Below are 24,051 nucleotides of genomic sequence, written 5' to 3'. Positions count from 1 at the left end.
GGATCGGGAGACAGAAAATATGGAACAGACACAAAAAGACAATATCATTAAGAAGTTGATTGATACACATACAACGGTTTCCACGATGGAGAGCTGCACGTCAGGTATGATTGCATCTACGATCACAGATACAGAAGGAGCATCTGCAATCTTTCCGGGAGGATATGTGACATATCTGAATGAAACGAAAATTTTCATCGGCGTGGAGGAAGAAATCATCCGAAAGTATGGTGTGTACTCAAAAGAATGTGCCGAAGAGATGGCGAGAACCGTGCAGGAAAAAATGCATACAGACATTGCCATTGGAATAACCGGGACGACCGGAAATATTGATCCGAATAATGCAGACAGTATGCAGGGAGTTGTGTATTTTTGCATTCGCGTAAAAGATAAAGAAAATACTTTTGAGGTGCATGCAGAGGTTGCAGGAATGAATCGGCATGAGATCAAGCAGATGTATACGGATATGGTATTTGAAAAACTTCAGACACTTGTGATGTAGGATAAAATAGTGTATATTGTAGAAAGAATTATAGTAGAAAATATAATCTGGAGGAAATGATAATGAGTATCAAAGAAGAAATTCATGGATTAACAGATGAGATACTGACAAATCTCGAAAGACTGGTTGCAATTGATTCACAGCTTGGAACTCCGTCAGAAGGGAAACCGTTTGGGGAAGGCCCGGCCAAGGTACTGGAAGAGGCACTTAAGATTGCCGATGAACTTGGGTTTAAGACTGTAAACCTGGACAATTACTGTGGATATGCTGAAATGGGCGAGGGCGAAGAAATCGTTGGTATTGCCGGACATCTTGATATTGTACCGGTTGGTGGAGACTGGACTTATGATCCATTCAAACTGACCAGAGAAGGTGACCATGTCTATGGACGTGGAACTACAGATGACAAGGGTCCGGTTCTGGAAGCACTTTATGCAATGAAACTGCTTCGTGATTCCGGCGTAAAACTCAATAAGAGAGTTCGTTTGATCATGGGATGCAACGAAGAAACTGGATCAAAATGTATGGAACATTATAACGAAGTTGCAGAAGAAGTATCCTGTGGTTTCACACCAGATGCGAATTTCCCGTGCATTCATGGTGAAAAGGGAATGGTGATGATGACAGCATATTCTAAGAACACCAGGATTATTTCCATGAATGGTGGCTTTGTTTCTAACGCTGTCTGCGATACCTGTAATACCGTTGTTCCGGCGGAAGCAGGGCTGAAAGAAAAACTGGAAGCAGCTCTTGCTGAAACAAAACTTCAGGAATACAAAATAACAGAAGAAAACGGTGAGATCAGTATTTACGCAAAAGGTGTTCCGGCACATGCCAGCACACCGACTCTTGGTGTTAATGCAGCAGGTGTGACATTTGAATGCCTTGCAAAAGCCGGATTCGAAGATGACTTCGTAAAATTCTATAATGAACATATCGGAACGGCATGCGATGGCTCCGGACTTGGTCTTAAATTTGAAGATGAGTACGGAGAACTGACTCTGTGCAACGGAATTGTTAAGACAGAGGACGGAGTGGTTTCCTGTACGATCGATATCCGTGTACCGGTTACTCTTAAGGGAGACGAAGTACGCAAGATGTGCGAAGACAAACTGGAAGATGAGAATGGACGTATCGAGATCCATATGATCGGTGATTCCCTGTTTTTCCCGAGAGAATCCCCGCTCGTAAACGCTCTGTACAAGGCATATGTAGATGTGACCGGCGATACAGAAAACAAACCAATGGTAATCGGTGGTGGAACTTATGCGAAGTCACTCAAGAACATTATCGCATTCGGACCGGAAATGCCGGGAATTGATTATCGTATCCATGGGGCAGACGAATTTATTCTTGTATCAGGAATGGAAGAAGCTGTGCTTGTATATATGGAAGCAATCAAAAATCTTCTTGCAATCTAATCAAATGAGGATTTGTGATATCTGTTCTGACAATGAAAGACAGTTTTCTGTTTTTGCAATAATGAAGAGATTGATGAGGAAGCCTGGGAATTAGTGAAACATTGACAAGGAGGTTAGTATATACTAACATAACAGATGTTATGAATGATGACAAGATAAATCCTTGCGATGTTGGAAAAAGAGCTTTGCCAGGTATTATGGGCGTTCTTGAAAGTTGTATTATCAGGAAGTGAGGAAAGAGTTGTTGCGGATAGAAAGGTCGGTATAATGCACGTTTACAGATATGGAAACATGGAGGCAGATATTGTTCTAATTCAGTTGGCTGGTAATCATGATATATCTGAAATCAAAGATGAAGTAGCAGAAATTCAGCATCTGACCTCTATGGATTTTGAACTTATTGCAGTGAAAGTTGATGATTGGAATAAGGAATTGTCCCCATGGAAGACTCCTGCCGTATTTGGAAATGAGGATTTTGGAGACGGAGCGGTACAGACATTGGAAGAGATTTTGCTATTATGTTCAGATAAAAGTAAAACGTATTATATTGGGGGATATTCTCTTTCAGGGCTGTTTTCATTATGGGCTGCCTGTCAGACAGATCTGTTCTCCGGGATTGCGGCAGCATCGCCGTCTGTCTGGTTTCCGGGATTTATAGATTACATGAAAGAGTATAAGATAAAGAGTAAAAATGTATATCTTAGTCTTGGAAATAAAGAAGAAAAAACTCGAAATCCTGTTATGGCAAAAGTAGGAGACTGTATCAGAGAAGGGCATGAATGGATAAAAGCAGAAGGAGTGAACTGTACGTTTGAGTGGAACCAGGGGGGACATTTCAAAGAACCGATGACTAGAACTGCGAGGGCATTTGCCTGGGTGATGCAGCAAAATAGAAACGAAAGCAGAGTAGAGAAGGATCATCTATGAAAACACGTGAAGAGGTATTGAAATTTGGTCTATCCTTTAAAAATGTATATGAGGAACGCCCGTTCAAAGACCAAAACTGGCAGTTGGTGCGCGTGAAGGAAAGTAAGAAAGCATTCCTCTGGATCTACGAAAAAGACGGATATATCAATCTGAATGTCAAGGTAAATCCGGAGTGGCGTGACTTCTGGCGATCGGCGTATGATGCCGTGATCGCAGGTTACCACCAGAATAAAGAGCACTGGAATACCATCATTTTGGATGGAACTATACCAGATAAAGATATCAAAAGAATGATCGCGGAAAGCTATGATATCATCACAGACAGCCCGACAAAACGAATATACGAGGCAGTCAAAAAGATTCCAAAAGGTCATGTCGCAACCTATGGAAAGGTTGCAGAGATGGCAGGTAATGCGAAGATGTCAAGAGCAGTGGGAAATGCTCTCCACAAAAATCCGGACCCGGAACATATTCCGTGTTTCCGAGTTGTGAATGCGAAGGGAGAACTTGCAGGGGCATTTGCGTTTGGCGGAGAACAAACGCAGGCAAAACTTCTTGAAGAGGATGGAGTAGAAGTGATTGACGGTAAGGTTGATCTGAAGAAATATGGAATTGAGATGATTTAGAATAAATCCAGTTTTTCTTGCGAAAGAGCAGTTTGTGTGTTATCCTTACCAAAAAATATAAAGGGAATGAGGTTCTCCCTAAGTAATAAAATTACTTAAACCGCTTATGAAAGCTGATGACTTCTGCGAGTAAATGAACGCAGAGAGTGTCAGCTTTTTCTGCGTATATGAGGAGGAAAATTATGTTATTAAGTATTTCGCTGATTCTTATTTTAGGGATGTTTATGGGATGGATATGCCAGAAAATCAAATTGCCGAGTTTACTTGGCATGCTGATCACCGGTATTGTTCTGGGACCATATGTGCTTAATCTGTTGGATGACAGTATTCTTGGAATATCTGCAGAACTTCGTAAAATAGCATTGATCATTATTCTCACAAGAGCAGGTCTTGGACTGGATCTATCTGGGCTTAAAAAGATTGGAAGACCTGCTGTTCTTATGTGTTTTGTGCCTGCGTCTTTTGAACTGATCGGCATGATTTTGCTGGCACCAAAATTAATGGGATTAACCGTATTGGAGGCGGCTATTATGGGGGCAGTACTTGCGGCAGTTTCACCGGCTGTTGTTGTACCCAGAATGGTGAAGCTTATGGATGAAGGCTATGGAGTAAACGAAGGAATTCCACAATTGATTCTTGCAGGTGCATCCGTTGACGATGTGTATGTCATAGTTCTGTTTTCTACCTTTGTTGGGATGATGCAGGGGGAAGGTGCTTCCATACTTAAGTTTGTCAATATTCCCATTTCAATATTCTTGGGAATTGCAATAGGATTATTAATTGGAGTTTTGTTAGCATATTTTTTTAAGAAGATGCATATTCGGGATACGTCAAAGGTTCTTATTATTTTGAGTATTTCGTTTTTACTTGTAGTAATGGAAGATAAATTGTCAACTCCAATTACATTTTCAGCATTGATCGCTATTATGTTTATCGGCATAGGATTACAGAAAAAGAGGGAAACTGTTGCAAAAAGACTTTCTGTAAAATATGGAAAGCTATGGGTTGCGGCAGAAGTCTTTTTGTTTGTGCTTGTAGGAGCAACGGTAAACATCGGATACCTTGGAAAAGTCGGAGTGAAGGCTCTGATTGTTATTATTGGTGCATTGGTATTTAGAATGTTTGGCGTATTTGTATGCCTGTTAGGAACAAGTCTTAAAAGAAAAGAAAGGCTGTTTACGATGCTGGCATATACACCGAAAGCAACTGTCCAGGCTGCAATTGGGGGGATTCCGCTTGCATTAGGTTTTACCTGTGGAGATCTGGTACTTACAGTGGCGGTTCTTGCGATAGTACTTACGGCACCGTTGGGGGCATTTGCCATCGATTTGTCGTATAAGAAGTTATTAAATAGATAGAGACGATTGCAAGTTTAGAAACGTAAGGAAAAAGAGTAGTGACACATTTTATTCAATAAAATTTTGTTTGTGAATGGAGAGAAAAGCAATGTTCAGACCGATTCGAAGAAAGAAAAAAGAAATGGATATTGATGCAGCAAAAGAACTTCTGCAGTGCAGCAGACGAGGGGTGCTTGCAGTAAATGGGGATGATGGATATCCTTATGCAGTCCCTGTCAACTATTTTTATGACAGCGATGCAGGAAAAATATATTTTCATGGAGCACGTGTCGGACACAAAGTAGATGCCTTAAAAGCCAGCGACAAGGTATGTTTTACCGTTTACGGAAATGAAACCATCAAAGAAGAGGTGTGGGCACCGTTTGTACAGAGCACAGTTGTATTTGGCAGATGCCATCTGGTAGAAAAAGGAGCAGAAGCAACAGAAATCCTGAAAAAGCTTGCGGCGAAATACTATCCGAATGAACAACTGATCGATGAAGAAATAGAACGTTCGGGAAAAGCTGTACAGCTTTTTGAGATAGAAATTGAACATATCAGTGGTAAAGAAATTCAGGAAAAGTAAATCAAACCAAATATTAGTTTGTCTGGTATCGAACTCAGGGTACCAATTTTGATACCCTGAGTGGTACCCTGCTCTTTTCGGGCAAAACAAAAGAGCCTGAATGCCATGATTTTAAAGGCTTTCAGACTCCTAATGAGCAGGGGATGAGAGAATCGAACTCCCACCAAAGGTTTTGGAGACCCCTATCATACCATTTGACCAATCCCCTGTATTATTAAAATAATTGCAAATTTATCTGCAACAAATCAAATTATAGCAGATATGCTGAAATTTGTCAAGCGGAGATGGAGGGATTTGAACCCTCGCACCGGTTACCCGATCTACCGCATTTCGAGTGCGGACCCTTCAGCCACTTGGGTACATCTCCATGTCCTGAAAATTGTCTCAAACATGTTTATTATATAAGCAGTTTGTCGAAAGGTCAATTCTTTTTTTTATTGACGTGAAAAGAATCCTATAATATGATATAAGGAAAGATATCCGCAGAGTAATAATACATCAGGTATTAACATCTTTGCAGAAATTGCGGAAGGAGGTTTGGATTTTATGAACAGAAAAAAAGATGTGATTCTCAGGGCCACTGTGGCTTTGACTGAAAATTATAAAAAAGAAGAGTTATTTATGCCAAAAAATAACAGAGAACTTCCAAGCAGGGCAGCAGTGATCGATGTTGTCAAGGAACTTCGTTCCGTTATTTTTCCGGGTTACTTCTGGAATGATTCGGCAGCAAAGGTATTTCCGGAATATTTTGCGGGATACCGTCTGAATGATCTTTATGACAGACTCAAGGAACAGATTGAAATTGCTCTTTTATATGCACAGCCGGAATTAGAACAGGAGGGCGCAGAAGAAGAGGCAGACCGTATCTGTGCAGGCTTTTTTGAACAGCTTCCAGAGGTGCAGCAGCGTCTTCTGAAAGATGTGCAGGCGGGATTCGACGGTGATCCGGCTGCCAAGAGCAAAGAAGAAATCATATCATCGTATCCTGGTTTGTTTGCCATTTATGTATATCGCCTGGCTCATCTTTTATATAAAGAAGAAGTTCCGTATATTCCGCGAATCATGACAGAATATGCACATGGTAAGACCGGAATCGATATTAATCCGGGAGCAACGATTGGAGATTACTTCTTTATTGATCATGGTACAGGTGTGGTAATCGGTGAAACAACTGAGATCGGCTGCAATGTAAAATTATATCAGGGAGTAACTCTTGGGGCGCTTTCTACGAGACAGGGCCAACAGTTGGCCAATGTGAAACGTCATCCAACGATCAGGGATAATGTGACAATCTATTCCAATGCGTCTGTACTTGGCGGAGAAACGGTTGTGGGAGAAAATACGATCATTGGAGGTAACACATTTATTACAGAATCTGTTCCGGCCAACACCAAGGTCAGTGCCAAGAGCCCGGAATTGGTGATCAAGAAATCTCGCAGTGCAGTATCCAAAACAGATGTCTGGGATTGGCAGGACTGATTTTCAAAACTGACAAAACAATACAAAATAACAGAAAAAAATATAAAATAAAAATAATTTAAAAAAATTAAAATTACCTGTTGACAAACTATGAGTTATAAGATATACTCAATATCGTTGAAGCGAGCGGATACAAGCGTGACGCGAGAACAGCGATATGCGGGTGTAGTTCAATGGTAGAACACCAGCCTTCCAAGCTGGATACGTGGGTTCGATTCCCATCACCCGCTCTTATGCGATAGTGGCGTAGTTGGTAACGCGCGACCTTGCCAAGGTCGAGACCGCGGGTTCGAGCCCCGTCTATCGCTCTTAAGGACTCTGAGTTTTCAGAGTCCTTTTTTCTTTATATAAAAAAGTAAGGAGGAATGAAAGATGCCAGTACCAACCCCTCACATTGAAGCGAAAAAAGGTGAGATTGCTAAGAATGTTCTGATGCCAGGAGATCCTCTCCGTGCGAAATATGTAGCAGAACATTTTTTAGAGGATGCCAGACTGGTCAACCAGGTCAGGAATGTATATGCTTATACAGGAACATATAAAGGAAAAGAACTTACGGTTATGGCTAGTGGAATGGGAATGCCGTCTATCGGTATTTATTCTTATGAACTGTATAAGTTTTATGATGTGGACAATATCATCCGTATTGGTTCGGCAGGCGCTTATACGGACAGACTTGCTGTATACGATGTAGTTCTTGCAGACAGCGCGTGGAGTCAGTCCAGTTTTGCGAAAGTGCAGAATGGGTGTATGGATGATGTGTTGTACCCATCTGAGGCGCTGAATACCAGAATCCTTGATGCGGCGCATTGCTTGCAGATTCCGCTTAAGACTGCGCGTATTCATTCCTCTGATGTTTTTTATACAGAAGATAATGTGGATGGTTATAAAGAGATAATCAAGAAACACCAATGTGAATGTGTGGAAATGGAAAGCTTCGCACTGTTTCACAATGCGAAGCTTCTTGGCAAAAATGCGGCGTGTCTTCTGACTATTTCAGACTCTTTTGTGACACATGAGGAATTATCTTCATTGGCGAGACAGGAGTCTTTTGAAAATATGATGAAGATAGCCCTGGAAGCATGCTGATCAGGAAGAAGTTCTGTCCTGTTCAACCAGACCATAAAAAGAAAGCAGATAGAGCCCGCAAAGGCCGACCAGTCCATAGATGATTCTGGAAAGCAAACTCATACTTCCAAAAAGAAGAGCCACAAGATTCAGGTTGAAAAAACCAATCAGTCCCCAGTTGATGGCACCGATTACAGTGAGTGTCAGTGAAAAGTATTGTAAAAATTTATTTCCCATAAGTCACCATCCTTTCATAGTGCTAGTATGGCAGGATAATAAAAAAATATTCGCGACAGATCTGCTCTGCCGCGAATATTTTTTTACTGTAATTTAATTGTCTGTGAAGTGACATTGCCCCCACCGAAAGCAAATGCTTCAGATGCTTCCAGAGTAACATCAGATTTATCATTCAGAGAGAATGCGTAGCAGACGGTTACTGTACTTCCTGGTTCTACTTCGGCAATATAATTGTCAATCGCAGGTTCATCTTCTTTTGGAACAGCCGGTGAAAGCTTTTCTCCATTCTGCTTTGCAGAAAGCTGAACATCAACTAATGCACTGGATGAGGAACTGCTGTTGTTTGTATAGTCACAGTACAATAACAGACAGTCAGAATCATCAATTGCCTGTGTGACACGAAATTCTTTCAGGCGAAGTGTGAAATGATCATTGTCCATATCAATGCTGGTAGTTTCAGCTGGTGTGACAGTTGCTTCGACACCTGCGTTTTCTGAATTGTTCATTTCAGCCAGGGATTGATTGATCTCATCCTGAACGTTTGTGAAGTTTGCAGACATAACTTTTACGGTGTCGGCATCCAGAGAAACAATTTTCCATTTTCCATCTGCTTCTATTAACGGATAAGTGATGTCGATGGATGTGAATTTATCTTCTACGCTACCTGACTTTTCCTCCAGAAGTGAAGCTAGTTTCTGCTGTGTTTCTTCTTCGGTTAAAGTCGTGCCGGAAAATGCTGTGGAAACAATCTGTTTCAGAAATTCTGAGATGGTTTCTTTGTAAATATCTGCACCATCAATGTAATTGATGTGAACAGTTACAGATGCAGTGCCGTTCTGAATATGAAAATTGGTTTTGCCGATTTTGTAGGTCATCTTCTCATTGATCTTCTTGAAAAATGAAGAGTAAGCATCACTGGTGATATCTGCATTGTCAAGAGCAGACATATCATTGCTCTGCAGAAGGTTTTTCATTCCGTCAAAGTTCATGGCGCGCATGTTTTCCAGAAAATCTTCTGTTGCGGAAATTGGTTTCTGGCGTTGCATAAAATAAAATCCAGTGCCGCCGGCGACAGCAAGAATGAGGATGATCAGAAAAATGATCCACCCTTTTTTCTTTTTTTTCTTACGTCTCGGAGCAGCGGATTGTTCTTCATATACTTCCTGATTATTAGTATCCATACTTCCTCCTTATGAAGTTGCCTGGCTACGTTTGAAATTGTAACCGTATTGTTGCGCAATAAACGCATGCTTATCATTAACTCTTTTATTATAGCAGAAGGCGACGTTACTTGACAAGGTCATTTACGGACTCTAAAATGAGATTATAATGAAATACAAAATAGAAGCAAAAACAAAAGAGAAGTGACTGTAGCTCAGGAGGGGAGAGCGAAGGTCGGATGGAGGGAAAATATGGCGATAAAATATGAAGGAAGTTTTCTTTCAGAGGCAGATACACTTGAGATTTCGGTACTTTGCCTGATGCCGGAACCAGGGATAAAACCACGGGCAATCGTTCAGTTGGTGCATGGAATGAGTGAACATAAAGAACGATATATCCCATTTATGGAATATCTGACAGACAAAGGTTATATAACAGTGATTCATGATCACAGAGGACATGGGAAAAGTGTTTCGGATAAAAAAGATCTGGGATATATGTACGGAGGCGGTGCAGATGCAATGCTGAAAGACGTCCTGACGGTGAATGAAGAAATCAGACGCCATTTTCCGGAATTGCCGCTGATTTTGTTCGGGCACAGCATGGGGTCACTTGCAGTAAGAGCATTTGCTGCAAAACATGACGACTGTATGAATATGCTGATCGTCTGTGGTTCACCAAGTGAAAATAAAGCAAGACCTCTTGGAAAAGCAATTGCGAAGGTACAGGGAAAACTACTGGGCTCACATCATAAGAGTAAAATTCTGGAAACCATGTCTTTTGGAACTTATGCATTGAAATTTAAGGATGAGAAAAACAAAAATGCATGGATATGTTCTGATCCGGCAGTTTATGAGGCTTATACAAAGTCTGATCTGTGTGGATTTACTTTTACAGATGATGCATACATAGCACTGTTTGATCTGATGAAAAAAGCATATGACGTACATAGATGGACCTGTACCAGACCAAAGATGCCTGTATTGTTTATCAGTGGGGCGGAAGATCCGTGCCTTGGAAATGTACGGAAATTTGCAGGAGCGGTCCATGCCATGCGAAGAGCCGGTTATCTTGACGTGAAGGGGAAATTATATCCGGGAATGCGCCATGAAATTTTGAATGAAAAAGGAAAAGAAAAAGTCTGGCACGATGTATTTGTATATATGAAGAAAAAGGGATTTTAAAAATGTATCAAATCTGATATAATCTTTTTTGTGAAAAATTACCAGATTTGGAGGAGATAAAATGAGAGCAAGTGGCATTTTGATGGGGATATCCAGTATTCCGTCAAAGTATGGAATCGGATGTTTTTCAAAGGAAGCCTATGATTTTGTAGATCAGCTTGAAAAAGCAGGACAGCAGTACTGGCAGATACTTCCACTGGGACCGACAGGGTATGGAGATTCTCCGTATCAGTCTGTTTCTACATTTGCAGGGAATCCGTATTTTATTGATCTGGAGGAACTGATCAAAAAAGAACTCCTGACCAAAGAAGAATGTGAGGCCTGTGACTGGGGTGGCAGTGAATCTTATGTTGATTATGAAAAAATATATCTTTCCAGATATAAACTGCTCCGCAAAGCATATGAAAAGGCAGATCTGAAGACGGACCCGGATTATGCGGAATTTTTGAAAGAAGAAAAAGACTGGCTGCAGGATTATTGTCTGTTTATGGCAATCAAGAATGATCAGAAGGGAATCTGCTGGATTGACTGGCCGGAAGAATTAAAGGATCGTCATTCAAAGGCAGTAAAAGAGGCAGAGAAAGAGCTGGCAGAAGAAATAGAATTTTATCGTTTCCAGCAATATTGTTTTACCACACAGTGGAGAAAACTGAAAGCATATGCAAATAAGAAAGACATCAGTATCATTGGAGATGTGCCAATCTATGTGGCTCTGGACAGCTCTGACGCATGGGCAAATCCGGAAATGCTACAGTTTGACGAAGATTATGATCCAAAGGCAGTTGCAGGATGCCCTCCAGATGCTTTTTCAGCAACCGGACAGCTGTGGGGAAATCCATTGTATGACTGGAAGGCACTTAAGAAAGACGGTTATGGCTGGTGGGTGCAGCGAATGACACACTGCCTGGAACTTTATGATGTAGTCAGAATCGATCATTTCCGTGGATTTGATGAGTATTATGCTATTCCGTATGGGGACAAAACTGCTGAGAGGGGAAAATGGGAAAAGGGTCCGGGAATGAATCTGTTCCATACACTTGATAAAAAAATCAAAGACCTCCGAGTGATCGCAGAAGATCTTGGTTTCCTGACAGAAAGTGTTCTGGAAATGCTGAAAGAGAGCGGATATCCGGGAATGAAAGTGCTTCAGTTTGCGTTTGATGGAAGTGAAGATAGCAGCTATCTTCCATACAAATATGATCACAACTGTGTAGTTTATACAGGTACACATGATAATGAGACCACAAAAGGCTGGTTGGAAAATCTGCAGGGACATGATCTTAAATTTGTCAGAGAATATATCAACTGTTATGAACAGCCGGTCAATGACTGTGTATGGGCACTGATACGTACAGCACTTTCAAGTGTAGCTGATCTTGCAGTCATTCCGATTCAGGATTATTTGTGTCTTGGAAATGAAGCCCGTATGAATGCTCCGTCTACATTGGGGGATAACTGGAAATGGCGGCTTACTGCAAATCAGATTTCGGAAACAACGTTGTATCATATGAGAGAAGTGACCAGGATTTATGGACGTCTCGCAAAAGTATCTGAAGAAAAGGAAACTGATGAAATTGCGAACGCAGAGGAAGAAGAACGGCAGGATAATGACCAAAATTCTAAAATAGTTGAATAAATGCGTGAGAGGAGAGGCAGGATGGAAGAACAGAATAAGAATCCTGAAAAGAAGGAGAACGAAGTGCAGACTTCACAGGAAAATACCCCACAGAATGCGACACCTACCAGAAGCTATGTACTGATGATTCTGGCAGGATGTTATCTTTTGTATACGGGGTACAGATTGTGTAAAAATGTCATCGATGGAGTTGACGGTGGCAGCTGGGGCTTTTTTGCGGCAGGAATCGGTTTCCTGATCGTGGGAGCGGTAATGCTTTTTATTGGTGGTAAGAATTTTATCAAACGAGATAAAGAAAAACGTGCGATGGAAGAAGCTGCCAGGGCAGAAGAAAAAGCGGCAGAGCCGGAGAAAACGACAGAGAAAAAAACGATGAGTATTGCGGAACGTGCGAGACTGGCTTCAAGTCTTGAAGAGTCAGAGAGCGAAGACAAAACAGAGAAGCCGGACGAGTCAGAAACGGCTGATATAGCTTCAGAAGAAAAAACAGAGGAGTAAGTATTCAAAAAGCGTCGCAGAATGTTATCTGCGGCGCTTTTTGCGTGTTTTTTTCTTCTTTTTGTGTGAGCCGGAAGGGTTATGCAGGGTAGACCAGCAGAAAAGCTGAACCAAAATGATTCCGATCAATGCTCCGGAACTGTCAATGCAGACATCTCTGACAGAAGGACTTCGTCCGGAAACAAAAGATTGATGGTATTCATCCAGCCCTGCGAAGCCTGCACAGAAAATACCGGCGAGGAGAAATAACCAGAACCCTCTCACTCGATATACATAAAGCGGGAAAGAAACAGCCACGGCAAGAAGAAAATATTCAGTCATATGAGCTGCTTTCCGAACATAAAACTGAATGGAATTGGCCTCATAATTCAGCTCATCATAACTTTTGCCTTCATGCAGGATCTCGCTTTTGGTTTCTACGATATTATAACTGATCTTGTAACTTAATTCCCCGGACACCTCCCCGGTCTGGGCTGAAAATGAAAAGATCAGATACATCATAAGCAAAGCTGGTATAAAAGATAATGGTTTTAATAGTGTGATCAGTATTTTCATGGCTTTAAATATAGCAAAGGGGGAAAAGATTGTCAACTGAGAGGAAGGTATGTTATACTTATATCAATTATGAACCTGCATCAAAAGTGATTAAAGAACAGGTAGGAGACAGGAATTAATCTAAGGGATAAGAGAGGAACAAAAAAGATGAGTTTAGCAGATGTTACGTTTATTAATATGTGCAGAGATGTCATAGAAAATGGAACCAGTACAGAAGGAGAAAAGGTACGTCCAGTCTGGGAAGACGGTACATCGGCCTACACGATCAAGAGATTTGGAGTAGTGAATCGCTATGATCTGCGCAAAGAATTTCCGGCTCTGACACTTCGAAGAACTGCACTAAAAAGTGCTATGGATGAGATACTCTGGATCTGGCAGAAAAAATCAAATAATATCAAAGATCTTCACAGTCATATCTGGGACAGCTGGGCCGATGAGAATGGCTCCATTGGTAAGGCATATGGTTATCAGCTGGGGGTGAAACATCAGTACAAAGAAGGGATGATGGATCAGGTAGACCGTGTATTATATGATTTGAAAAATAATCCCTACAGCCGTCGCATCATGACGAATATTTACGTACACCAGGATCTGCATGAGATGAATCTGTATCCATGTGCATATTCCATGACGTTTAATGTGACGAAGGAACCGGGGAAAGACAAGCTTACTTTGAATGCAATCCTGAATCAGCGTTCACAGGATATTCTGGCTGCAAATAACTGGAACGTCTGCCAGTATTCAATCCTTCTGATGATGATCGCACAGGTATGTGACATGGAAGCAGGTGAACTTGTACATGTGATTGCAGACTGCCATATTTATGATCGTCACGTACCGGTTATCAAAGAACTGATCAGCCGTACTCCGTATCCGGCACCAACTGTGAAACTGAATCCGGAGATCAGGGATTTTTATGAGTTTACAACGGATGATCTGATAGTAGAGAATTATCAGACATGGCCACAGATCAAAAATATTCCGATCGCAATCTGATGTGTTTGAAAATAAATATATTGCTGTAGAGAAGAGGGTAATGAAGTATGAATATTATAGTAGCAGTAGATAAGAACTGGGCAATCGGTAAAGATAACAAGCTTCTTGTAAGTATTCCGGCAGATATGAAGATGTTTCGCCAGGAAACAACTGGAAAAGTTGTTGTTATGGGACGTAAGACTCTGGAAAGTTTTCCAAATGGGCTGCCTCTTAAGAACAGAACAAATATTGTCCTGACAGGAAACAAAGATTACAATGTCAAAGACGCGATCATTGTCCACACTGTAGAAGAACTTCTGGAAGAAATAAAAAAATATCCGTCAGAGGAAGTATACTGTATTGGTGGAGACAGTGTATACAAACAGCTTTTGCCTTACTGTGATACAGCACATGTGACAAAAATTGATTTTGCATATGAGGCAGACAGCTATTTCCCAAACCTGGATGAAATGCCGGAGTGGAAAGTAACTGCGGAAAGCGATGAGCAGACATATTTTGATCTGGAGTATTCTTTTATGAAATATGAAAGGATAAAATAAATATTTTCTCTGCAAATTTTGCATTGAAGTCACCACGATAAAGTGCTAAAATGGATGAAAAGAGTTACTGAGAAGGGTAACTGGAAAAGAAATCCATATGACTGGAGGAAGATATATTATGGAAAAAAAGAACATTGACTGGGGCAGCATCGGATTCGGTTATATTCCGACAGATTATCGTTATGTTGCCAATTTCAAAGATGGTAAATGGGATGAAGGACAGCTGACTACAGACCCGAATGTTACACTGAATGAATGTGCCTGTGTATTCCAGTATGCACAGACTGTATTTGAAGGAATGAAAGCTTATACAACAGAAGACGGACATATTGTTACTTTCCGCCCGGATCTCAATGCTGAGCGTCTTGCAAATTCTGCAAGAAGACTGGAAATGCCGGTATTCCCGGAAGACCGTTTTGTAGAGGCTGTTGTACAGACAATCAAGGCAAATGAAGCATATGTACCACCATATGGCTCTGGTGCAACTCTGTATGTACGTCCGTATATGTTTGGAAGTAACCCTGTTATCGGCGTTAAACCGGCTGACGAGTATCAGTTCCGTATTCTGACTACACCGGTTGGACCGTATTTCAAAGGTGGCGCAAAACCGATTACGATCCGTGTCACAGACTTTGACCGTGCTGCACCGCATGGAACAGGTCATATCAAGGCTGGTCTGAACTATGCAATGAGTCTTCATGCTATCATGGATGCGCATCGTCAGGGATATGATGAAAACATGTATCTGGATTCTGCTACAAGAACAAAAGTAGAAGAAACAGGTGGAGCGAACTTTATCTTTGTTACAAAGGATAATACCGTTGTTACACCGAAGTCCAACAGTATTCTTCCATCTATCACACGTCGTTCTCTGATCTATGTTGCAGAGCATTATCTTGGACTGAAGGTAGAAGAACGAGAAGTATATCTGGACGAAGTAAAAGACTTTGCGGAATGTGGACTCTGCGGAACCGCAGCTGTTATCTCACCAGTTGGCAAGATTGTAGACCATGGCAAAGAAATCTGCTTCCCAAGCGGAATGGAAGAAATGGGACCTACAACAAAGAAACTTTACGAGACACTTACCGGCATCCAGATGGGACGCATCGAAGCTCCGGAAGGCTGGATCAAAGTTATCGAATAAGATTTATTGTATCAGATATAAGACAAGGTACAGGCAGATGTCCTGCGCCTTGTTTTTTTGTTTGTATTTCGTTATAATAAGAGAGAGTTTACAGGAGGACGGAATGGACAAAAAATCTTACGATAACGGAATGGACTTCAGCTTTGTGGAGCAAAAAGTCCGCGAAGTGCAGACAACAATAGAAAATGCTGTAAAAACAAGCAATTATCAGGAACTGAATCAGTCCATCACGAAGATGGTTAATAATACACTGAAACAATATCAGAAAGAGCATCCTGCGACGGTTCAGAAAAAAACTGAGCACAAAGTTATGAATCAGAAAATACAGGAAACTCATCCGGAACTGTACGGAAATACCGGAGGCGAAAAGGTAAAAGATATTCTGCTGATCGTATTCGGTGGGCTTCTTTCCGGAAGTATGGCAATAGGACTTTTGACAGTGCAGATTCTGCAGGCTGTAATAGGTCACGGCGGTATCACTTCGACAGCAGTGACGTTGATTGGTACACTGGCAGGCGTGGGGATGATCTATGGAGGCTGTACAGGACTTGGCAGATTGAAACGCTTCAAGAAATATGTACAGGCACTTGGAGACAGAACGTATTGTGATTTTGAACGTCTGGCAGGGGCTGTGGGCCGCAGTGTGAAATTTGTAAAAAAAGATATCAGATTTATGATTCAGAAAGGCTGGTTTCTGGAAGGACAGACAGATCAGAAGGAAACATGCCTGATCACGAGCACAGAAACATATCGACAGTATACAGAGACACAGAAGGCACTGGAGCAGCGAAACGAAGAAGAATGCAGAAAACGCCAGCAGGAAACAGAGCAGCAGAAACAGATCAGTCCGGAAGTACAGGAAGTTCTGGATAAAGGTGAAGCATATATTCAAAAAATCCATGCAAGTAATGATGCAATCCCGGGAGAAGAGATCTCGGCTAAAATTGCCCGCATGGAACAGATTGTAGAACAGATTTTTCAGAGGGCAGAGGAGCATCCGGAAATTATCCCGGACCTTAAAAAAATGATGGATTATTATCTACCTATGACAGTGAAACTTCTGGATGCTTATGAGGAAATGGACAGACAGCCAATTCAGGGAGAGACGATCCGCTCATCCAAAAAAGAAATTGAAGATACGCTGGATACTTTAAATGAAGCATTTGCAAAGCTCTTGGATTCAGTTTTTCAGGATACCGCATGGGATGTTTCCAGTGATATATCGGTGCTTCATACGATGCTTGCACAGGAAGGACTGACTGGAAATGATTTCAGTAAGAAGCAATTATAAAAAAACGAGTATAAAATACATTTGCCACAGAACACGATAAGGAGAACGATATGGGTGATGAAATGAAACAGGCAGAAACAGGGATGCCGTCACTTACACTGGAACCAGATTTTGCACCGGAAGTGAAGAAGGAGCCGGAAGTGCAGGTACAAGGACAACTGATGGAAGTTGCACCGGAAATGGATCCGGTCCAGCAGAAGATGGCACAGACAGTACTGACACCGGAAGAACAGAAGATGGTGGACGATTTTGCATCTAAGATTGATGTGGAGAATCTGACACAGGTCATGCAGTATGGCGCTGGGACACAGAAAAAGATGGCCGATTTTTCAGATGAGGCATTGAAAAACGTAAGAGCACAGGATCTTGGTGAAGTCGGAGAACTTCTTTCAGGAGTTGTTGGAGAACTGAAGGGATTTGATGCCGAAGAGGAAAAAGGTTTTCTGGGATTTTTCAAAAAACAGGCAAATAAAGTAGAAAATTTGAAAAACAGATATGACAAGGCTGAAGTAAATGTAGAAAAGATTGCAGATGCACTGGAAAAGCACCAGGTTCGTCTGCTCAAGGATTCTGCAATGATGGACAAAATGTATGAACAGAATCTCCTGTATTTTAAAGAGCTTTCCATGTATATTCAGGCTGGTAAACAGAGGCTTGCACAGACCAGGAACGGCAAACTGCATGATTTGGAAGAAAAGGCGAAAATGACCGGACTCCCGGAGGACGCGCAGGCGGCTAAGGATCTGGACAGTAAATGTGCCCGTTTTGAGAAAAAACTTCATGACCTGGAACTTACCAGAATGATCTCACTGCAGACAGCACCACAGATCCGCCTTGTCCAGAATAATGATACGATGATGGCAGAAAAGATTCAGACTACACTGGTCAATACGATTCCACTCTGGAAAAGCCAGATGGTACTGGCACTTGGCATTGCACATTCAACAGAGGCGGCGCAGGCACAGAGCCAGGTATCGGATCTTACAAATGAACTCCTTCGAAAAAATGCAGAGAAACTGCATATGGCATCGGTAGAGACAGCAAAAGAATCGGAACGTGGTATTGTGGATATGGAAACACTTCAGAAAACCAATGCAGATCTGATTCAGACGCTGGATGATGTAATGAAGATTCAGAAAGAGGGCAGAGAAAAACGCCAGGCAGCGGAAGCTGAAATGGTCAGAATGGAAAATGACCTGAAGGCTAAACTGTTGGAAATTCAGCACTGAAATACAAGAGGGGCTGTTTAAAAATAACAGCTCCGCTTTTTCGTCAAAAAGGAGAGAAGAGCATGTATCGTGATCATACAAAAGTTGTACAGATAGGAAATAAAAAGATTGGTGGAGGTAATCCAATTCTGATTCAGTCTATGACGAATACAAAGACAGAAGATGTGGAGGCAACTGTCCGCCAGATTCTGGAGCTGGAAGCAGCAGGATGTGATATTATCCGTTGTGCAGTGCCGACTATGGAAGCTGCGCAGGCACTGAAAGAAATCAAAAAGCAGATTCACATTCCATTGGTGGCAGATATTCACTTTGATTATCGACTGGCGATTGCCGCAATGGAAAACGGTGCAGATAAAATTCGTATCAATCCTGGAAATATCGGAAGTACTGACCGTATTCAGGCAGTTGTGGATGTTGCAAAAGAGCGAAATATACCAATCCGTGTAGGAGTCAACAGTGGTTCTCTGGAAAAAGAGCTGGTAGAAAAATACCATGGTGTAACAGCAGAAGGACTGGTGGAGAGTGCACTGGATAAAGTACGTATCATTGAAGAGATGGGGTATGACAATCTTGTGATCAGTATCAAATCTTCGGATGTTATGATGTGTGCCAAAGCACATGAGCTGATTGCAGAAAAAACAGATCATCCGCTTCATGTTGGTATTACAGAGGCGGGAACTCTGTATTCTGGAAATATCAAATCTGCCGTAGGACTTGGAATCATTCTTTCACAGGGAATCGGAGATACGATCCGTGTTTCTTTGACGGGCGCGCCATTGGAAGAAATAAAATCTGCCAAACGGATCCTTAAGACACTGGGACTGCGTAAAGGTGGCGTAGAAGTTGTTTCTTGTCCGACATGTGGACGTACACGTATTGATTTGATCGGGCTTGCAAATAAAGTAGAAGCAATGGTACAGGATATCCCATTGGACATTAAAGTTGCTGTTATGGGGTGCGTGGTGAATGGACCTGGTGAAGCAAAGGAAGCAGATATTGGGATTGCCGGAGGTGTTGGTGTCGGTCTGCTGATCAAAAAAGGTGAGATTGTGAAGAAAGTACCGGAAGACCAGCTTCTGGATACTTTAAGAGAGGAACTGCTTCATTGGGAGGGATAAGAGAGGCATAGAGTGTGGAGAAAGAATTTTTCGATGTATTTCCCAATTTAAAAGTAAAAGACCAGCTGCATGAATGGCTGGAGATGGTAACTGTTTCAAGAGTTTCCTGCAATCCGGCGAAGACGAGACTGTGGGTTTATATCCATAGTGAACGCTGGATCCATAAGAAAAATATTATGGCACTGGAAGATCAGATTGAGAGACAGTGCTTTTCCGGCCTTGAAATACAGGTAACAGTGATTGAACGTTTTCATCTTTCTAGACAGTATTCCCCGGCCAATTTTCTGGAAGTTTATCGTTCCAGTATGGAAGTGGAACTGAAGAACTTCAATATGCTTGAATACAATCTTTTTAAGCGTGCACAGATTGCTTTTCCATCAGATGAGCAGATGGATCTGACTTTACCTGATTCTGTGATATCCAGAGAAAAAAGCGGCATTCTGGTGGAATATCTGGAAAAAGTTTTTTGTGAACGATGCGGAATGAATCTTAAGATCAACCTGCAGTTCGTAGAGGCAGAAGAGAGCAAATATCGCAAAAATGCAGCACTGCAGATTCGACAGGAAGTGGCGAATGTGCTGAAACATGCCAAACTGACACCGGAGCCGCTGCAGGATGAGAAAGAGGAAGAAACGGCTGCGACGGAAGTAAAGGATGGCAAAAAGGCAGAAGCGAAGACTAATAAAACAGAACAGAAACCAAAAACATTTGAGAAGAAAAACCAGCGTGGAGAGTTTTATGGTGGATTCCGTAAAGACAGCAATCCGGATGTGATCTATGGAAGAGATTTTGAGGGAGATACCATTGATCTGGAATCCATTACCGGTGAGATGGGAGAAGTCATCATCCGTGGACAGGTTATAGATGTGGAAGCACGTGAGATCCGTAATGAAAAAACAATCCTGATCTTTCCGGTAACAGATTTTACAGATTCTATTGTGATCAAAATGTTTCTGAGAAATGAACAGGTACCTGAGATTACGGAATCTGTCAAAAAAGGTGCCTTTTTGAAATTTAAAGGGGTAACAACGATTGACCGATTTGACAGTGAGTTAACGATCGGATCAATATCTGGAATTAAGAAAATTGCAGATTTCCGTAGTACCAGAATGGATACCAGCCCACAGAAGCGAGTGGAACTGCACTGCCATACCAAAATGAGTGATATGGATGGTGTTACGACTGCAAAGGATCTGGTAAAACGAGCTTACGAATGGGGACACAAGGCAATCGCAATTACAGACCATGGTGTTGTACAGGCTTTCCCGGAGGCAAACCACTGTTTTGATGCATGGGGAGGATGTGTTCCGAAAGATTCAGATTTTAAAGTCCTGTATGGTATGGAAGCATATCTTGTTGATGATATGAAAGGAATTGTTACCAACAGTCAGGGACAGCCGATTGATGGTAAATTTGTTGTATTTGATATTGAGACAACAGGATTTTCACCGCTTACATGTCAGATTATAGAGATTGGTGCTGTGAGAGTCGAAAATGGTGTGATCACAGACCGTTTTTCGACGTTTGTGAATCCAAAGGTACCAATTCCGTACAGAATTGAACAGTTGACAAGTATTAATGATTCCATGGTTATGGATGCACCGGATATTCAGACAATACTTCCGCAGTTCCTTGAATTTTGCGCGGGAGCTGTCATGGTGGCCCATAATGCGGACTTTGATATGAGTTTTATTATAGAAAACTGCAAACGACAGGGGCTGCCGCAGGAGTATACATATGTGGATACGGTTGGTATGGCACGTTTCCTTCTGCCGGCACTGAACCGATTCAAACTGGATACGGTTGCCAAGGCTGTCGGAGTGTCTCTGGACCATCATCACAGAGCAGTGGACGATGCAGCATGTACGGCTGAGATTTTTGTACGATTTGTGGAAATGTTAAAAGAACGAGACATTTTTGATATGGATACGCTGAACCAGCAGGGAAATGTATCTGTGAATACAATTAAGAAGCTGCCGACATATCATGCGATCATTTTGGCGAGAAATGAGACCGGACGTGTGAATCTCTATAAACTGGTTAGCCAGTCACATCTGAAATATTACAGACGTCGTCCACGTGTACCGAAGAGCCTTTTTCTGGAACACAGAGAGGGACTTCTGATCGGAAGTGCCTGTGAAGCTGGCGAATTGTATCAGGCACTTCTTCGAAATGCACCGGAACCGGAAATTGCCAGACTGGTCAATTTTTATGATTATCTGGAAATTCAGCCACTTGGAAATAATGCATTTATGATCGCAGATGAAAAAAATGATCGTGTGAAATCCAATGAGGATCTGATTGAACTTAATAAGAAAATCGTAAAACTTGGAGATCAGTTTAAGAAACCGGTTGTTGCCACCTGTGATGTACATTTTATGGATCCACAGGATGAAATCTATCGCCGGATCATTATGGCCGGAAACGGATTCTCAGATGCGGATAATCAGGCACCTCTATATCTGCGCACTACAGAAGAGATGTTGGAAGAATTTTCTTATCTGGGAAGTGAAAAAGCAGAAGAAGTGGTTATTACCAATACCAACAAGATTGCAGATATGATCGAGAAGATCTCTCCGATTCATCCGGATAAATTTCCACCGGTTATTGAAAATTCGGATCAGGATCTGAAAGATATCTGTTTTAACCGTGCACATGAGATGTATGGTGAAAATCTTCCAAAGATTGTAGAAGACCGTTTGAACAAGGAGTTGCATTCTATTATTTCCAATGGATATGCTGTTATGTATATCATCGCGCAGAAACTGGTATGGAAATCTAATGAAGATGGTTATCTGGTTGGCTCGCGAGGATCAGTAGGCTCTTCACTGGCGGCAACTATGTCTGGTATCACAGAAGTAAATCCTCTGCCACCGCATTATTTGTGTCCGGAATGTAAATACAGTGACTTTGATTCGCCGGAAGTCAAGAAATTCGGAGGTATGGCCGGATGCGATATGCCGGATAAAGTATGCCCGAAGTGTGGCGCTAAGATGAGTAAGGAAGGCTTTGATATTCCTTTTGAAACATTCCTTGGATTCAAGGGAGATAAGGAACCGGATATTGACCTTAACTTTTCAGGTGAGTATCAGGCGAATGCACATCGATATACAGAGGTTATCTTTGGCAAAGGGCAGACCTTTAAGGCCGGAACGATTGGTACACTTGCGGAGAAGACGGCATTTGGTTATGTGAAGAATTATTATGAGGAACGGGGACAGCACAAACGTTATTGTGAGATCAACCGTATTGTGCAGGGATGTACCGGTATCCGGCGAACGACCGGCCAGCATCCGGGTGGAATCATTGTCCTTCCAGTGGGCGTGGAAATTGAAAAATTCACGCCGGTACAACATCCGGCAAACGATGAGAACAGTGATATTATCACAACACATTTTGATTACCATTCTATTGATGGAAACCTTTTGAAACTGGATATTCTCGGACACGATGATCCGACAATGATCCGTATGCTGGAGGATCTGACAGGCTTAAGTGCCCGTGATGTTCCTTTGGACAGCAAGGAAGTTATGTCTTTATTTGCAAGTACGGATGCATTGGGAATCAAACCGGAGGATATTGGAGGCTGCAAGCTCGGATGTCTGGGTGTACCGGAGTTTGGTACAGATTTTGCCATGCAGATGCTTATTGATACGAAACCGAAATATTTTTCTGACCTGGTACGTATTGCCGGATTGTCTCATGGTACAGACGTATGGCTGGGAAATGCACAGACATTGATCGAAGAAGGAAAAGCAACGATTTCTACTGCAATCTGTACACGAGATGATATTATGATCTATCTCATCAGCATGGGGGTAGAAAGCAGCCTTGCCTTTACGATCATGGAAGCTGTACGTAAAGGAAAAGGTCTGCGCGAAGAGTGGGAAGCTACCATGCGTGAACACAATGTTCCGGAATGGTATATCTGGTCCTGTAAAAAGATTAAATATATGTTCCCGAAGGCACATGCAGCAGCATACGTTATGATGGCATGGCGTATTGCCTGGTTTAAAGTATTTAAACCCCTTGCATATTATGCGGCATTTTTCAGTATCCGTGCAACGGCTTTTTCATATGAAACGATGTGTATGGGACGTGACAGGTTAGATTTCTATCTTGCAGAACTTCGCAAAAAGGGCGATGCAGCGTCAAAGAAAGAACAGGATACGATCAAAGATATGCGTATTGTACAGGAAATGTATGCACGAGGTCTGGAGTTCATGCCAATCGATCTTTACCGTGCCAAGGCAAATCGTTTTCAGATCATTGACGGCAAACTGATGCCCGCATTGAACTGTATTGACGGAATGGGGGATAAAGCTGCCGAGGCAGTCGTAGATGCTGCCAAACAGGGAAAATTCCTGTCGAAGGATGATTTCAGAGATCGGACAAAGGTCAGCAAGACGGTTATCGATCTGATGGATGATCTGGGAATCTTTGGAGATATTCCACAGTCTAATCAGTTTTCATTGTTTGACGGTGTGATTGCCTGAATGGATATCATTTATAAAAAATGG

Annotated in this window: 21 protein-coding genes, 4 tRNA genes and 1 riboswitch; of the genes, 20 read left to right on the top strand and 5 right to left on the bottom strand. The window is 42.0% G+C overall.

Annotated features, from left to right (window positions below; translation table 11 throughout):
• Window positions 1-19: 19 nt before the first annotated feature.
• From NQ503_RS11860 to NQ503_RS11835, 6 genes are all read left to right on the top strand, one after another.
• On the top strand, window positions 20-502 hold the full coding sequence (locus tag NQ503_RS11860; protein ID WP_005427235.1) for a CinA family protein: 483 nt from the start codon (window positions 20-22) through the stop codon (window positions 500-502).
• Between the two features lie 62 nt (window positions 503-564).
• Entirely contained in the window at window positions 565-1,923 is a 1,359-nt protein-coding gene (locus NQ503_RS11855) for a M20 family metallopeptidase (RefSeq protein WP_081017297.1), read from the top strand.
• A 267-nt stretch (window positions 1,924-2,190) separates the two neighbouring features.
• Complete coding sequence (locus NQ503_RS11850; RefSeq protein WP_044926125.1) at window positions 2,191-2,850, top strand: alpha/beta hydrolase; 660 nt, start codon at window positions 2,191-2,193, stop codon at window positions 2,848-2,850.
• Window positions 2,847-3,476, top strand: coding sequence for a methylated-DNA--[protein]-cysteine S-methyltransferase (locus NQ503_RS11845; protein ID WP_005427245.1), 630 nt, complete (start codon window positions 2,847-2,849; stop codon window positions 3,474-3,476). The genes NQ503_RS11850 and NQ503_RS11845 overlap by 4 nt, the downstream gene beginning before the upstream one ends.
• A gap of 53 nt (window positions 3,477-3,529) precedes the next feature.
• Window positions 3,530-3,609: riboswitch (Fluoride riboswitch) on the top strand.
• A 49-nt stretch (window positions 3,610-3,658) separates the two neighbouring features.
• Window positions 3,659-4,834 (top strand): cation:proton antiporter, encoded by a 1,176-nt coding sequence (locus tag NQ503_RS11840; protein ID WP_022388610.1) that lies wholly within the window; start codon window positions 3,659-3,661, stop codon window positions 4,832-4,834.
• Between the two features lie 88 nt (window positions 4,835-4,922).
• The gene (locus tag NQ503_RS11835) at window positions 4,923-5,399 is read left to right on the top strand and encodes a pyridoxamine 5'-phosphate oxidase family protein (RefSeq protein ID WP_044926091.1); all 477 of its coding nucleotides are present in this window, start codon (window positions 4,923-4,925) and stop codon (window positions 5,397-5,399) included.
• Between the two features lie 137 nt (window positions 5,400-5,536).
• Here the strand turns inward: NQ503_RS11835 and NQ503_RS11830 are convergent.
• Together NQ503_RS11830 and NQ503_RS11825 are read right to left on the bottom strand one after the other, a co-directional pair.
• Window positions 5,537-5,607, bottom strand: a tRNA-Trp gene (locus NQ503_RS11830).
• Between the two features lie 71 nt (window positions 5,608-5,678).
• Window positions 5,679-5,766 (bottom strand) — tRNA-Ser (locus NQ503_RS11825).
• Window positions 5,767-5,945: 179 nt separating this feature from the next.
• On the opposite strand from NQ503_RS11825, the gene NQ503_RS11820 reads away from it, so the two are divergent.
• The 4 genes from NQ503_RS11820 to deoD all read left to right on the top strand — a co-directional run bounded on the left by NQ503_RS11820 (window position 5,946) and on the right by deoD (window position 7,964).
• Window positions 5,946-6,878: a serine O-acetyltransferase gene (locus tag NQ503_RS11820; RefSeq protein ID WP_055066569.1), complete on the top strand. Its 933-nt coding sequence runs from the start codon at window positions 5,946-5,948 to the stop codon at window positions 6,876-6,878.
• Window positions 6,879-7,037: 159 nt separating this feature from the next.
• Window positions 7,038-7,108: transfer RNA gene (locus tag NQ503_RS11815), tRNA-Gly, on the top strand.
• Between the two features lie 5 nt (window positions 7,109-7,113).
• A tRNA-Gly gene (locus NQ503_RS11810) sits at window positions 7,114-7,186 on the top strand.
• Window positions 7,187-7,250: 64 nt separating this feature from the next.
• Window positions 7,251-7,964, top strand: coding sequence for a purine-nucleoside phosphorylase (deoD, locus tag NQ503_RS11805; RefSeq protein WP_005427250.1), 714 nt, complete (start codon window positions 7,251-7,253; stop codon window positions 7,962-7,964).
• On the opposite strand, the gene NQ503_RS11800 is transcribed toward deoD, so the two are convergent.
• Both NQ503_RS11800 and NQ503_RS11795 read right to left on the bottom strand, forming a co-directional pair.
• Window positions 7,965-8,180, bottom strand: a complete 216-nt coding sequence (locus NQ503_RS11800; protein WP_005427251.1) for a DUF378 domain-containing protein — start codon at window positions 8,178-8,180, stop codon at window positions 7,965-7,967.
• 83 nt (window positions 8,181-8,263) lie between these two features.
• Window positions 8,264-9,361 (bottom strand): DUF5067 domain-containing protein, encoded by a 1,098-nt coding sequence (locus tag NQ503_RS11795; RefSeq protein WP_005427252.1) that lies wholly within the window; start codon window positions 9,359-9,361, stop codon window positions 8,264-8,266.
• Between the two features lie 231 nt (window positions 9,362-9,592).
• On the opposite strand from NQ503_RS11795, the gene NQ503_RS11790 reads away from it, so the two are divergent.
• The 3 genes from NQ503_RS11790 (at window position 9,593) to NQ503_RS11780 (ending at window position 12,659) form a co-directional block, all read left to right on the top strand.
• Window positions 9,593-10,525, top strand: coding sequence for an alpha/beta fold hydrolase (locus tag NQ503_RS11790; RefSeq protein ID WP_005427254.1), 933 nt, complete (start codon window positions 9,593-9,595; stop codon window positions 10,523-10,525).
• A gap of 61 nt (window positions 10,526-10,586) precedes the next feature.
• The gene (malQ, locus tag NQ503_RS11785; RefSeq protein ID WP_055066568.1) at window positions 10,587-12,161 is read left to right on the top strand and encodes a 4-alpha-glucanotransferase; all 1,575 of its coding nucleotides are present in this window, start codon (window positions 10,587-10,589) and stop codon (window positions 12,159-12,161) included.
• Window positions 12,162-12,182: 21 nt separating this feature from the next.
• Window positions 12,183-12,659, top strand: a complete 477-nt coding sequence (locus NQ503_RS11780) for a DUF308 domain-containing protein (protein ID WP_117753985.1) — start codon at window positions 12,183-12,185, stop codon at window positions 12,657-12,659.
• A 24-nt stretch (window positions 12,660-12,683) separates the two neighbouring features.
• Here the strand turns inward: NQ503_RS11780 and NQ503_RS11775 are convergent, their stop codons facing one another.
• Window positions 12,684-13,214, bottom strand: coding sequence for a VanZ family protein (locus NQ503_RS11775; protein WP_005427258.1), 531 nt, complete (start codon window positions 13,212-13,214; stop codon window positions 12,684-12,686).
• 147 nt (window positions 13,215-13,361) lie between these two features.
• Between NQ503_RS11775 and thyA the strand changes: the two genes are divergently transcribed.
• The 7 genes from thyA (at window position 13,362) to NQ503_RS11740 (ending at window position 24,027) form a co-directional block, all read left to right on the top strand.
• Window positions 13,362-14,210, top strand: a complete 849-nt coding sequence (thyA, locus tag NQ503_RS11770; RefSeq protein WP_005427259.1) for a thymidylate synthase — start codon at window positions 13,362-13,364, stop codon at window positions 14,208-14,210.
• Between the two features lie 47 nt (window positions 14,211-14,257).
• Entirely contained in the window at window positions 14,258-14,749 is a 492-nt protein-coding gene (locus tag NQ503_RS11765; RefSeq protein WP_005427260.1) for a dihydrofolate reductase, read from the top strand.
• Window positions 14,750-14,867: 118 nt separating this feature from the next.
• Window positions 14,868-15,893 carry a branched-chain amino acid aminotransferase gene (locus tag NQ503_RS11760; RefSeq protein WP_022388603.1) on the top strand — a complete coding sequence of 342 codons (1,026 nt, stop codon included), beginning with the start codon at window positions 14,868-14,870 and terminating at the stop codon, window positions 15,891-15,893.
• 103 nt (window positions 15,894-15,996) lie between these two features.
• Entirely contained in the window at window positions 15,997-17,184 is a 1,188-nt protein-coding gene (locus NQ503_RS11755; RefSeq protein ID WP_259892566.1) for a 5-bromo-4-chloroindolyl phosphate hydrolysis family protein, read from the top strand.
• A 50-nt stretch (window positions 17,185-17,234) separates the two neighbouring features.
• On the top strand, window positions 17,235-18,413 hold the full coding sequence (locus NQ503_RS11750) for a toxic anion resistance protein (protein WP_005427264.1): 1,179 nt from the start codon (window positions 17,235-17,237) through the stop codon (window positions 18,411-18,413).
• A 62-nt stretch (window positions 18,414-18,475) separates the two neighbouring features.
• On the top strand, window positions 18,476-19,531 hold the full coding sequence (gene ispG, locus NQ503_RS11745; protein ID WP_005427265.1) for a flavodoxin-dependent (E)-4-hydroxy-3-methylbut-2-enyl-diphosphate synthase: 1,056 nt from the start codon (window positions 18,476-18,478) through the stop codon (window positions 19,529-19,531).
• A gap of 14 nt (window positions 19,532-19,545) precedes the next feature.
• Window positions 19,546-24,027 (top strand): PolC-type DNA polymerase III, encoded by a 4,482-nt coding sequence (locus tag NQ503_RS11740; protein WP_044926093.1) that lies wholly within the window; start codon window positions 19,546-19,548, stop codon window positions 24,025-24,027.
• Window positions 24,028-24,051: the final 24 nt, after the last annotated feature.

The sequence above is a fragment of the Blautia obeum ATCC 29174 genome, assembly GCF_025147765.1.
Classification (GTDB): domain Bacteria; phylum Bacillota; class Clostridia; order Lachnospirales; family Lachnospiraceae; genus Blautia_A; species Blautia_A obeum.
The sequence above is the reverse complement of the archived record's forward strand: the minus strand, read 5'-3'. Positions and strand labels throughout refer to the sequence as shown.

What these genes read in the sequence shown, in the direction of transcription:
- NQ503_RS11850 (WP_044926125.1), top strand. Translation starts at nt 2,191, where the DNA reads ATGCACGTTTACAGATATGGAAACATGGAGGCAGATATTGTTCTAATT.
- ispG (WP_005427265.1), top strand. Translation starts at nt 18,476, where the DNA reads ATGTATCGTGATCATACAAAAGTTGTACAGATAGGAAATAAAAAGATT.
- NQ503_RS11855 (WP_081017297.1), top strand. Translation starts at nt 565, where the DNA reads ATGAGTATCAAAGAAGAAATTCATGGATTAACAGATGAGATACTGACA.
- NQ503_RS11760 (WP_022388603.1), top strand. Translation starts at nt 14,868, where the DNA reads ATGGAAAAAAAGAACATTGACTGGGGCAGCATCGGATTCGGTTATATT.
- NQ503_RS11790 (WP_005427254.1), top strand. Translation starts at nt 9,593, where the DNA reads ATGGCGATAAAATATGAAGGAAGTTTTCTTTCAGAGGCAGATACACTT.
- NQ503_RS11840 (WP_022388610.1), top strand. Translation starts at nt 3,659, where the DNA reads ATGTTATTAAGTATTTCGCTGATTCTTATTTTAGGGATGTTTATGGGA.
- NQ503_RS11860 (WP_005427235.1), top strand. Translation starts at nt 20, where the DNA reads ATGGAACAGACACAAAAAGACAATATCATTAAGAAGTTGATTGATACA.
- malQ (WP_055066568.1), top strand. Translation starts at nt 10,587, where the DNA reads ATGAGAGCAAGTGGCATTTTGATGGGGATATCCAGTATTCCGTCAAAG.
- NQ503_RS11800 (WP_005427251.1), bottom strand. Translation starts at nt 8,180, where the DNA reads ATGGGAAATAAATTTTTACAATACTTTTCACTGACACTCACTGTAATC.
- NQ503_RS11820 (WP_055066569.1), top strand. Translation starts at nt 5,946, where the DNA reads ATGAACAGAAAAAAAGATGTGATTCTCAGGGCCACTGTGGCTTTGACT.
- NQ503_RS11845 (WP_005427245.1), top strand. Translation starts at nt 2,847, where the DNA reads ATGAAAACACGTGAAGAGGTATTGAAATTTGGTCTATCCTTTAAAAAT.
- NQ503_RS11755 (WP_259892566.1), top strand. Translation starts at nt 15,997, where the DNA reads ATGGACAAAAAATCTTACGATAACGGAATGGACTTCAGCTTTGTGGAG.
- NQ503_RS11795 (WP_005427252.1), bottom strand. Translation starts at nt 9,361, where the DNA reads ATGGATACTAATAATCAGGAAGTATATGAAGAACAATCCGCTGCTCCG.
- NQ503_RS11835 (WP_044926091.1), top strand. Translation starts at nt 4,923, where the DNA reads ATGTTCAGACCGATTCGAAGAAAGAAAAAAGAAATGGATATTGATGCA.
- NQ503_RS11765 (WP_005427260.1), top strand. Translation starts at nt 14,258, where the DNA reads ATGAATATTATAGTAGCAGTAGATAAGAACTGGGCAATCGGTAAAGAT.
- thyA (WP_005427259.1), top strand. Translation starts at nt 13,362, where the DNA reads ATGAGTTTAGCAGATGTTACGTTTATTAATATGTGCAGAGATGTCATA.
- NQ503_RS11775 (WP_005427258.1), bottom strand. Translation starts at nt 13,214, where the DNA reads ATGAAAATACTGATCACACTATTAAAACCATTATCTTTTATACCAGCT.
- deoD (WP_005427250.1), top strand. Translation starts at nt 7,251, where the DNA reads ATGCCAGTACCAACCCCTCACATTGAAGCGAAAAAAGGTGAGATTGCT.
- NQ503_RS11780 (WP_117753985.1), top strand. Translation starts at nt 12,183, where the DNA reads ATGGAAGAACAGAATAAGAATCCTGAAAAGAAGGAGAACGAAGTGCAG.
- NQ503_RS11750 (WP_005427264.1), top strand. Translation starts at nt 17,235, where the DNA reads ATGGGTGATGAAATGAAACAGGCAGAAACAGGGATGCCGTCACTTACA.